The organism is Colwellia marinimaniae, assembly GCF_002207865.1.
Lineage (GTDB): Bacteria > Pseudomonadota > Gammaproteobacteria > Enterobacterales > Alteromonadaceae > Colwellia > Colwellia marinimaniae.
In genome coordinates this window covers 1-12,013 of the sequence record NZ_BDQM01000011.1, presented here as the reverse complement: position 1 = coordinate 12,013, position 12,013 = coordinate 1, and the positions used below count along the sequence as shown (strand labels likewise).

Annotated in this window: 8 protein-coding genes and 1 pseudogene; all 9 read right to left on the bottom strand. The window is 36.1% G+C overall.

Annotated elements, in window-relative coordinates; all coding sequences use genetic code 11:
* Positions 1 to 97: 97 nt before the first annotated feature.
* On the bottom strand, positions 98 to 1,072 hold the full coding sequence (locus tag MTCD1_RS08440; protein ID WP_088568928.1) for a transposase: 975 nt from the start codon (positions 1,070 to 1,072) through the stop codon (positions 98 to 100).
* 213 nt (positions 1,073 to 1,285) lie between these two features.
* Complete coding sequence (locus tag MTCD1_RS08435; protein ID WP_057180103.1) at positions 1,286 to 2,902, bottom strand: methyl-accepting chemotaxis protein; 1,617 nt, start codon at positions 2,900 to 2,902, stop codon at positions 1,286 to 1,288.
* Between the two features lie 112 nt (positions 2,903 to 3,014).
* Positions 3,015 to 3,431, bottom strand: coding sequence for a type 2 periplasmic-binding domain-containing protein (locus MTCD1_RS08430; RefSeq protein ID WP_143760097.1), 417 nt, complete (start codon positions 3,429 to 3,431; stop codon positions 3,015 to 3,017).
* Positions 3,432 to 3,444: 13 nt separating this feature from the next.
* Positions 3,445 to 4,629, bottom strand: a complete 1,185-nt coding sequence (locus MTCD1_RS08425) for a porin family protein (protein WP_057180101.1) — start codon at positions 4,627 to 4,629, stop codon at positions 3,445 to 3,447.
* A 525-nt stretch (positions 4,630 to 5,154) separates the two neighbouring features.
* A complete protein-coding gene (locus MTCD1_RS08420; protein WP_231732982.1) occupies positions 5,155 to 5,604 on the bottom strand; it encodes a methyl-accepting chemotaxis protein in 450 nt (149 codons plus the stop codon).
* 42 nt (positions 5,605 to 5,646) lie between these two features.
* On the bottom strand, positions 5,647 to 6,825 hold the full coding sequence (locus MTCD1_RS21190; protein ID WP_057180099.1) for a methyl-accepting chemotaxis protein: 1,179 nt from the start codon (positions 6,823 to 6,825) through the stop codon (positions 5,647 to 5,649).
* Positions 6,826 to 7,574: 749 nt separating this feature from the next.
* Positions 7,575 to 7,748, bottom strand: coding sequence for a hypothetical protein (locus tag MTCD1_RS21185; RefSeq protein WP_157447791.1), 174 nt, complete (start codon positions 7,746 to 7,748; stop codon positions 7,575 to 7,577).
* 423 nt (positions 7,749 to 8,171) lie between these two features.
* Positions 8,172 to 11,090 carry an insulinase family protein gene (locus MTCD1_RS08410; RefSeq protein WP_057180098.1) on the bottom strand — a complete coding sequence of 973 codons (2,919 nt, stop codon included), beginning with the start codon at positions 11,088 to 11,090 and terminating at the stop codon, positions 8,172 to 8,174.
* 394 nt (positions 11,091 to 11,484) lie between these two features.
* A pseudogene (locus MTCD1_RS08405) lies at positions 11,485 to 12,013 on the bottom strand (transposase); the annotation flags it as partial.

Here is a 12,013-nt window from a genome sequence, read left to right as displayed (position 1 = left end):
TGGTATGAAAATTAATTCACAAAAACAGAGTTTTCATCCATTTTAAGGCACAACTAGCCTTAAGTGAGTAATGTATCTAGATGAGTTATACGGATTATTAAGCAAGCAACTTTTGGCAAATTGACACCGTAGCGCGTTTCTTTAAGTGTTGATGTTCACAAAAATCTGTGAGTGCTTGCGCTCTACCCACTGCGCCATGGAAACACTGCCTAAATTGTGTAGTTAACACCAACCAGTTTTCGTGACTTATACCTAAGCGGGTTAATATTTCAGGTTGGGCTTTGTCAATATAACCGCGTTTATCGGCTCGAATACAACGGCCGGTTAAATCAAGCAATTGGATATAGTCACTTAATTCAAACGGTAAACCTGTAGGCATGTTCTTTCTTGGATTGCCAATAAAGGGCAGTAGTTGTTGGGCTTGCTTTCCTTTAACCGCTGCTTGTATCCGTCGCTGAATACTGGTGTAGTTCGATGTTTCTGGGGTTTTAGCACTCTTAGCTCTAATTGGATTTAAATCAACATAAGCCATACAGGCTATTAACGCGGCTTCATCAAGCAAGGCTTGAGATTTAAAACGTCCTTCCCAAAACCTGCCGGTACACCCATCTTCAAGATTGGCTTGTTTAGCGATAGTTTCATTTAAAATACGCATAAACCAACTGATATCCATCAAGCGCTGACGATAAACCTTGGCAGTTTCGTTTACAACCTGTTGTAAGGTGTCAATAAGTGGCTCACCCCGTAAATATTGCTGGGTTAGCAAAGTGCCTTTAAATAACTGATGCCAACGGCTAATCACTTCATGCATTGACCATGACTTAGCTTGCTGCTCATCAATAAATAATACCAAATGGGTATGATTACTCATGACCGCATAAGCACAGACATCAATCGCAAACACCTCACTTAACTCCTGTAGTTTATTGGCGACCCAAGCACGTCTATGTTCATAACTTTTCCCGGTGTGTTTATCTTCACCACACAGATATGCCCGCCGAACACAACGAGATACACAATGATAATAAGGCGTGTCAACTAAGCTTATTTGTTGTTTTCTTGCCGTGGCCATAATAACCCTCAATGGAAATTTATTGATCATTATTTAAGCATAGTCGAGTCACTCATTATTTCCATTTGAGTGGATGTCTTCTATATTTCGTTTCTTATTTCCATTTGAGTGGATGTCTTCTATATTTCGTATTTCGCTCATATAAAAAAACCTATTCAAATTGAATAGGTTTTTCTAACGTAGCTCTATTCACTACAACGTGAATCTTAACGTCTATACAATAAACTTAGAGGTGGCTTTGCCTAATTGCAACGCATTACCATCAAGCTTCTGCGCTACTTCGCCTATTTCTTGAACAGAAATGCTCATTGAACCAAAGCTATTATACATTTCTTCAATATTGTTGACGACTATTTCAGCAACACTCGATTGCTCTTCTGTCGCGGTAGCAATTTGGCTATTCATTGAACTTATATGGCCTATTTGTTCTTTAATTGTATTCAAGGATTGATCGACTTCACGAGAAATTTCTTCATTACTATTAGCTTTATCCTTGGCAATTTTCATAGAGTTAACTGACAAATTTGCCGCACTAACTAATTTTTCGAGTAATTCTCTAATTTCTGTTGTCGATAGAGCCGTTCTTGACGCTAAATTTCTAACTTCATCAGCAACCACCGCAAACCCTCGGCCATGTTCCCCAGCACGTGCGGCTTCAATTGCAGCATTAAGAGCGAGTAAATTAGTTTGATCCGCTATACCGCTTATAGCATCAAGAATTTGATTCATGTTTTGAGAGTCTTTTGCCAACTGATTAATAACATCAGAAGCTTTAACTATTTCTTCCGATAATTCAGCTGACACATGAAGTGAACGTTGAACGTTCTCCATTCCTTGGTTAACTTCACTTTCTGCAGAATCAGCGGCATTCGCCGCTTCGGCAGCAGATTTAGCGATATCAGTGACACTAAATTGCATTTCAATCATAGATTGCTTGGTCACTTCAGCTATTTCAGTTTGGCTGTTTATATTTGCGTTAACTTGATTAACTTTATCAGTAAGCTGTTCTGCACTTTGCGTTAATGGTGCAACAACATCCACCACTTCCTTTACTATACCTCTAATTAATTGAGTGAATATATTAAAATGCTTAACAACACTACCGAGCTCATCTTGGCTAACCACTTCAAGTTGATTGGTTAAATCCCCTTCGCCTTCTGCTAATTCACGCAGTGAAGAATCAATTGAAACCACGGATTTACTAATAGATTTGGCTATCACCACACTGAGAAATGACATTATCCCTAATAAGAAGACACCTAAAAAAATGCTTAAATCTCTAGATTCATTCGAATTTACTACTGTTTGAACGATTAAGTTATTGAAATGTAAAAGTGCTTTTTTCTTATCTTTTTGAAGGGCATTTTTAACGGTTTCAAACAACTCGGCCTTAATGTCAATTTTTCCCTTTGCGGCTTGAAAATCAATCTCTTCATTGATAAAGGCAACAGAAATTTCATTGGCAAGGCGATTATAATGTTGAGCTTGTTTGGTGATCAATTCAACTGGCGAGAATGACGCATCGAGTGCGCTAATTTTTGCTAAACTGTCAACCAGGCTAATGAAAGAATCACCTGCGTCTTCTATTAAATCTTCATCCCCAAAAGACACACTTTGAGTATAAAGTTCGTCGACACGTTGCCAAGAAGTCGCATTTTCGCTGGTTAAAGTGACTAAATGAATTGCAGTGTGTTGTAGCGACTCTAATAAAATTTGATTTTTTGAAATTGCTGAAATATTTATTACTAAATTAACCACAAAACTTAATATCGCAATTGCTAATATGGCAATAATTTTATGAAATATTTTTAACTTTCTAAAAAAAAACATCAATAACCTCTGTCATGTAAATAACATAAGCTAACAAGCTAATCAGTTATTTAATAAATCACAAAAATATAATGCCAGATATCAGATATGTGGCATTACAGGCTCAAAAAACTTAATACCTAGCAACCACTTTCACATCAGTGGTCACGACTGTACTATCAACAAAACCTATAGCTGTGACGTCTGATTTTATGGCATTAATCATATCGGCATCATTTGCCATTTTTTTAGGCGGCGTTCCTTTACCAGTAAATGCCATTTTAGACCAATAAGACTTAAATTGGCTATTGGATTTTTTCAGTGCACTTTGACGAAAAACAGTCGTTGCTGAAGCATCATCTTTTAAAGTTAATACATTGACTTTAGTACCGTTTGGAAAAGATTTCACCTTTCCTAAGTAAATTCGTTTAATTAATTTAGTATTGATAACGTCAGTATTTCCTTTATTTACTATAACCGACACTTCAGCAAAGCTAATAAAACTAATCATGGAAAAACTGATGATGCATATTTTCTTTAATAATTTCATGTTGGTTTTTCCCTTAAAAAACATAGTCAATACCGAAAGTAACAACACTAGCACCTTCGCCTTCTACTTTATCTGTTGCATAGGTATATTCAAACTTATAAGCAATTCCTTCAGAGGCGTCATATCTGATATGAATTCCTTGAGCGTCATATTCATTAGGCTTTAAAAAAGTGTTATTGGTAGCGGTTAAAAAAGCATTTACATAAGGGTCTGCTGAAGAAACATTATCATAATCGAAGTTATAACTAACATCTTCATGCACTAAAGTAACTACTGTTTTATCAAAACGGTAGCCTAAAGATACATACATTGATTTGTTCTGCTCACTAAACGAATCATCAATTTTATAAGTGACATACTCAGCATTAAACAGCCATTGTTGATAATCGATAGTAAAACCCGTTGATAGATATGTCGCACTATCTTCGTTAACGTAGGTAGCAGACATATCATAAACAGCTAATTGCTCAGGTTTAGGATTATATACCGTACCATCCTTAACGGTATAACCAGGTAAACTCTTCATTAATGCCGCATCAAGTTGGCTATTAATATCTAAATCTAGCTCGGCATTCAATGCGCCAAAGTATATTGAAAACCAATCGTAGCTATATTCAACAGACAGTTGCATTATATTGTTTATGTCAGATTCTACTTCACCTAACGCAGTAAGGGTTGAGCCTGAAAAACTGCCATAAGAGCCCTTAATGGTAATGTCGCCATCGCCGATGAATGTTGAGTGCATCAAACGAATGCCCTCGATAACATCAAAAGCTTGTCCTCGATAAACTGAACGCGGCATAACAGAGTAATTGTGAGCGTAGCCAATATCTTGTGTATCTGAGTTTCTAAAATAAGGCAATGCAAAACGACCCAAGGTTAACGTAGTTTCATCTGTCAACTCGTAATTTAGATAAGCCCAACGCGCTTCGAGTTCAAAATCATCTTGCCCTTTTGCTTGGAGAATAATAGTCGCACTCCAATCATCATTTATTTGGGTTTTTACTTGCAAGGCGAATAATGACTCTTCTTTAAAATCGATATTATCATCATAATTAAAATTACGCGGAAAATGGTCGTCACCTAAAACAAGTCCTGCGCGAATAGAACCATAGCCACTGAAATTAACATCTGCTGCTTGTGCAGCATTACAGAGCATCAACGAACCTATTATTAAGGCAAGGCTAGTCTTTTTCATATATCCTCCAAAGGAATCAAGCTATGTAACCAAATACAATTATATTGTTACTTTTAGTAAACGTCGCGCACAATACACGAATTGACTTATAAATATTCACTTACTTTGTTACTTAATTGTACAATCGCAATCTCTGAGAAGCCCATTTATTAGATAAATAGTTGGTATGGCGACAGTGGCCTTTGTCGTGTTACATAGACCTGCTTAAGTCATAGGGGGTAAGAGTAGGTGGGAAATCATTTAATGTAAAAGGGGAAATTGAAATATTTATGCTTAATCACTACGATAATATTAGTTGTGTTTAAGGTTAAATCGGCAGAATTAACCTTAAACTTTATTAATACTCAACCTTAAGATGTCAATGATATTATGGTATACGCTCGACCGATTGAGGGTAAATATAACAGACATCAACTCAAAAAAAATAATAAATGTCATCAGAATAAATGATAATCAATACCATCTCTGTCAGGCTAGTTGTCGCGCTTAATATTTAATTCGTTTAAAAAAGAAAGTGCTATTATCTTAAGCAAGAGAAAATTGTGATAAGCGTTCTTGTAATGATAAGGAAATTTGCGCTAGCTCTTCTGAAGCGGTAGATATTCGAGAGATTGACGTTATATTATCATTTGTAAGTTGGCTCACTTTCAGTGTATTTAACGATAATTCTTGAGAAGTACAAGACTGTTCTTCCGCGGCAGTCGCAATATGGTTATTCATTATATGGATTTCTTCAATCGCCGTTCGAATTTCATTAAGTTTATTATTAGATGCCGTTGCTGCCTGATTACTTTTTCGTCCATGGCTTATACTATTCGTCATCGATTGTACGGCATCAGAAGTACCTTGAGAAAATAACGCGATCATATTTTCAATTTCAACTGTTGAGTCTTGTGTACGTTTAGCTAGATTTCTCACTTCATCAGCAACAACGGCAAAGCCTCTTCCTTGTTCTCCTGCTCGAGCCGCTTCAATGGCCGCATTTAATGCAAGTAAGTTTGTTTGATCCGCTATGCCTTAAATTACATTTAACACTGAGGCTATATTTGCACTGTGCTTTTCTAGGTCATAAATATTTTTGCTGCTCAGTTCAAGGCTCGCTGTTAGTTGTGATATTGATGTCATTGCATCATTGGTGAATTTTTTTGTTTCATTTGTTGTAGAAGTTACCTTTTTTGTCGAACTCTGAGTACTCTCAGCATGTCTAGCAACTTCTAATGATGTCGCTTCCATTTGTGACATTGCTGTTGATATTTGTTCAATCTCTTGGACTTGAAGTTCTGCTGTTTGATTGACTGCTGCACTTATTTGTGCAAGCTCATTACTTGCACCAAGCACTTCGTTTGCAGTGTTTTCTACAATCAGTAATGTTTCATTTAAATGCTGTCTCATAATATCCAGTCCAAATTCTTTCCCTAATTTAGAAGATACTTTAGTCACTAAATCTCCATTTGAAATTCGAGAAATAGCGGTACTAAGTTCAGACAAATCTTTATTAAGATTACGGATAACCCCCTTAGTTAAAACAACCGCTACTACTAACGAAATAGCCAGTAGCACCATCCCAATATTCAAAATGCTTTCTTCTTCTAGCTTTAGTTTATGAATTATCTGTTCGGTAAGGTGTGCTATTGAACTTAGAATTTTGGTGACATTTTTTGTAAGCACTAACGACTCGTCTTCCACCACTGCTGATTTTTCGATTGCATCATTAAATTGATTTTCATCAAGCAATGTAAAAACCGCTTGAACATGCTGAATCCATTTTTGATGTTGCTCATCAATAGTCTCTAGATCATATTCTAATTTAGCTAACATTTTACTTTCTTTGTTATCTTCGATTATCTCAATAGCATGTAAAATTCGTTTTTCTGTTGATTTTATTTCTTCATTGAATTTACTTGAAAGGGCATTGAAATTTTCAATTGCATGCTTAAAGTGATCCGTTGCTGCACTATTATTTGTTTTTTCATGGGCATAACGAAAAGCCCGTTCAAACTCTACTTCTTGCTTAAGTTGATATTCCGCGATCACCGTAATATGCTCTGTGATAGGCATATATTGAGTTTCAATCATTTCGATATGATGACCCATTGAATTAATACGCGTCATATTAATAATCCCATTAATTAATTGCAAAGCAAACATTGCTATAGCAATTAACATAATGGTTTGTGGCAGTGTTAGTTTTTTCATTAATTTTACCTTACAAACTAGTTCGACACGAAAACGAATTTTGGTGAATTATGTGATTGTAATGCTCTGACATTATTACTTATTACCTTTTAATTTTTAATTGTGTCTTTTCGCTCTTATGCCCCTCTATTTTTTGTCCACCAACGCCAGAGCAACTAATTTGGAAGCGCTTACATTAAATGAGTGTTTTATAGTGGGGGAATAACAGTAACTTTAAATAAACAATAAAACTGAGTTATTTTTCAGCTTCTTCCTAGGAGTAATTACTTGAATATAATTTGCTGAAGTATTTCATATTATAATTTTCTCAATAATTCAGGTTAATATAATTCAGTTCTACAATCAATCTGTTTGTACTCTAGTACTATTACATGACAATTTTCTAACCATTGCTCAGATTTTTTTTAACCAACTGGTGGTGAGGCTGTAATGATTTTTACAATATAATCGTATTTTTTAAGCTGTTGTTTTGTAAATATACTAAATAAAAATACAAAAAAACACTGAAAACACCAGACACCCACTCAAAATAATTAACACTAAATATCAAAAAATAACGTTCTGATTAATATTGGGGGGCTAAAATTAAGGCACAATTATTTGTTAACTAACTTATTTATAAGATTAATAATTGCTAGTAATTAAGTAATCAATTTTTGGTAAATTGACACCGTTGCTCGTTTTTTTAAGTGCTGATGCTGACAAAAATCTGTGAGTGCTTGCGCTCTACCTACTGCGCCATGGAAACACTACCTAAATTGTGTAGTTAACACCAACCAGTTTTGGGCACTAATGCCTAAGCAGGTTAATATTTCAGGTGGGGCTTTGTCAATATAACCGCGTTTATCGGCTCGAATACAGCGGCCCGTTACATCAATAAATTGGATATAGTCACTTAATTCAAACGGTAAACCTGCAGGCATGTTCTTTCTTGGGTTACCGATAAATGGCAGTAGTTGTTGGGCTTGTTCACCATTAATCGCCGCTTTTATTCGTCGTTGAATGCTGGTGTAGTTCGATGTTTCTGGAGTTTTACTCCCTTAGCTCTAAACACAATGATAATAAGACGTATCAACTAAGCTTATTTGTTATTTTCTTGCCGTAGCCATAATAACTCTCAAAGATATTTATTGATGGTTATTTGAGCATAGTAGACACCACGTATTATTCCCATTTGAGTGGGTGTCTGTTATATTTTTGCATATTTAAGGATACGGTTAAGAACAAAAAAAGGCCTCATTCAATGAGACCTTTTTGATCAAGTAAACAAGTGAGTTTCTTTGTTATTCAACTTATTTAAGGAAAGTATTAAACATTTCAACCTGCAATTAATTAGACAATAATAATTATCTCACAACCTTATTAAGTTCATTAGTAAAACACGGTTCAGTGCGACAAATGCTCTTGTCTTTTAAAGCTTGCTGGTAATCTTCATCATCTTGATGGGCAGTACCAAAGCTTCGCACAATAATAGGTTGAATTTTCTCAATTACTGAAGAGAAAAACTCTTCCATATCGCTATGGGTTAATTTTTCAACTTCAGCAACAATTTTTTCTTTGCTATTAAAATCAAACATTTTGTCATTAATTTCTGACCAGTAATGTCGTGTGCGCTCATTTAAGTTTTTATCTTTGGCTTGTAAATCTTTAATCAGCCCTTGTTTGTATTCATCAAATTTTTCAGCGGTCATCTCACTTAATGACCCTTTGAAATCAGTCATGAATTGATCGATACGGCGTTTTAATTCAACCGGACCCGCTTTAGGTGACTGAACTAAAAAGGACAAACCCGGTAGATTTTGTAACTTGGTATTTCGACCACTGACAATATAACCAAGTTGCTGATCGGTACGCAGAGATTTAAAGAAAGGAGCGCTAATCATGCTACCAATTAAACCATATTTAGCGCGATTTTCAAATGAATCATCATTACTAATGTAGCTTTCAACTATGGTTGAATCGTTATGGTCAACTATTAATTCTTGAATCAATTCATGACTGGTATTGTTTAACTTAACAACTTTATTAGCACGTTCTTTAGCGGTAGAGTTTGTCATATTAAGCGCATAAAGCGTTTTGCCCAATTGAACAGACTCTGCTTTTAGCATATTACCGTGTACCAATACTTCAACTTCAATCGCCTTATGGAAATCGTTAATATATTGCGCTAGCTGTTTTGGTGTTACCGTTGCAAGTGCACTGGCTAATGCTGTAGCTGAATAGGTTTTAGTATGCTGTATTTGTCTTAACGCTGAACGTGCTTGGCTATATGGGCGATCAAATTTAGCATTATTCCATTGTCGTACTAAGCGAGCTTTGTGTAAATTAAAAGCCGCGTCGTCAATAGCCAAATGTCGAACACGTTTATTAATAGTACTTAACAGCATGGCTTGTTTTTCATCATAGCCATTTACGCCAAAGCCCATTCCTGCACTGGTAGACCAAACGTTATAGTATAATCCAGCTTCTTTAGCCGGATAACCAAACTCATTTAAACTGTCTGTTAATAACGCACTGTAAAGATAGTTTTGAGCACGCGATAAAACATCTTTTCCTGCTTGGTCAGAATATATCTGTACGTTAACAGAGGCTTTAGGCACTCTAAATTCAGTGTCTTGCTTGTGCCACAAGGTAAAACCTGATTTTTCAAAAACAACCACTGGCTTGTTTACATCTGACTCTATTTTTTTCATTGTTAGGTTAGTAGCAATAAACGGGTTAGGCGCTGGTAACGAAAAGGCAGCAATCGTTTTAGGTGATTGATAACGACTAATGTCTTGTGCACTGATTTTAGTCATTGAATAAGGCGTATTATATTCAGGCTGAACTTTATCCGTTGTTAAACCTTTAGCCACTAATACTAAGCGCATATTCTCAGGTGTTAACTGCGCCAAATATTCAGTAACTAATAGATGAGAATAGTCATTATACAAATACCCTTCATTTAAAATGTTTTTTGGTGAAAAGTATTGTAACTGTCGCGAAAGGTTACTAGCCGTATCTGCAGCACCCTGTTTTTCTAAAAAATCAAAGCTGTTTTTTGAAATAGCGGCTTGCTCTTTAAAGTACTCTTGGTTGTATTTCTCATTTGATAACAGTGCTAAATAAGAAAATACCGCTTCAGTAACTTGTTTATAATCAGCTAGACCTTTAGGTGTCAGTGTAATACTTATGCTAACGCGGTCAAAATCATCAGGACCATAAGCGCCAGTACCTAAAGATTCGATTGACCCTTGGTTTTTTAGATAGCTATATAAACTGCCTTTACCTTCTTGACCCAGTAAAGACGAGATAAGGCTCAGAGGCTTCTCTTCAAAATACTGAGTTGACTTAGTAACAGGAAATGCCAAAGTTAACTTTCGTATATCTTTCATTGGTTCTATATTAATTTGTACGCCTAACTGCTCAGGTAAGTAGGGCTTCATTGTTACCGGAGTAGACTTTGAACCATTATTTGGAATGGCTGAAAACATTTCACGCGCCCATTTTTCTAAGGTATCGAGATCTTCACGGCCCACTAATGAAAGTGACATACGACTGGCAGTATAATTTTCTTTATAAAGTGCTTTTAAGTCATCAATAAGTAGATCATTTTCGCGATCAGCTAAGGTATCTAAATTACCTACCGAAAATTGGCTTGATGGATGTGCTGGGTTGCGCGTATCTTTTAATACTTCTCTGATACGGCGAGCATCATCTTTAATCTTCATGCTGTATTCAGAGTGAACCGCATTTTTTTCACGGTCTACGTATTGCTTGTCTAAACTAGGCGAGATAAAAAATTGCGCAAAACGGTCGGTGGCTTCTTTTAAGGAGTCTTGATTTACTTGGAAAAAATAATTGGTATGCTCTTGGCCTGTTCCTGCATTTGACCAACCGCCATTCGCTTTTAAATATTCATTGTATTCACCCACTTTAGGGTATTTATCAGTACCTAAAAACAACATATGTTCTAAGAAATGGGCAAGACCTTCACGATCTTCAGGATCAGCCATGTGACCTATATGTACATCCATTGATGCAGCAGATTTATCAGCACTACTGTCAGAAACGAGTATTACTTTTAAGCCATTATCGAGCTCTACATAACGGTAAAGACGTTGATCATTTTGACTTTTAACCACCGTTTGGTTGGCTAATAGCGAGTTAGCTGATACTGATTGAGTGTTAGCAGTAGACTCTGTGGTATTGCAACCGCTAAGTGTACTAACACCTAATGCTGCGGCAACTAAAGTCGCGATTAAAGTAACGTTGTTCTTTCTCATTATTATCCTTGTGATACACACTTGAAGATCATTATTAATCAATAGTTTGCAGTAATATACACCTTAACATTGGCTTAGTGAACGTATTAAAGCCACAACATGTAACATAATATTAACGCAATTATCGCCTTGGTATAAAGACAGCTAAAATAGCTAAGGATTTCCACTCTGCGGATTTCCACTCTGCCAGCCATAATAAATAACTATAAATACAGATAATAAAAACAGACTAGCTATGAAATTTGTCACAGCTAAAAGCGGGTAATTATTAAGGGATAGTTATCAACCGTAGGCTTAACACACTAAAAATAGTCAAAATTTAAAATTTAGACGAGTTAAAACCGCCATTTAAAAATAACAAAAAAGGTCTGTTTATTCGTGATTGTGTTGGAAGTTACGCGCTATTCAAGCAGGCTTGAGCATTAACGATACCATGGGTTCGTTGCAAGCCAACATGCTCGGTAAATTCACTCAAGTGCTCTGCTGTACCTACCGCGCCAGTGAACATACATTCAAAGTCTGTGGTCAGCTTTAACCAGCTTTCTTCGTTAATATGTAACCTTGCTAAAATACGTTCAGATTTCTGGCTAATTGCGCCTCTTTTATCAGCACGAATAATACGCCCGGTCTCATCCACTAGGGTTAAGTAGTCTTGTAAACCAAATAGAATACCCTTATTTTTTTGTTGGTATTCATTACCTGTGAATGGTAGTAAAGCTTTGGGTTGCTCACCTTTTATCGCTGATTTTATACGTAGTTGAATACTAGTAAAATCAGACTTCTCGGGCGTGGCAGCAATACCTGCACGCACTGGGTTTAAATCAACATAAGCCATACACGACAATATTGCGCCCTCATCAAGCAATGCTTGGGATTTAAAGCGCCCTTCCCAAAAGTGGCCGGTGCATTTATCTTCTCGATTA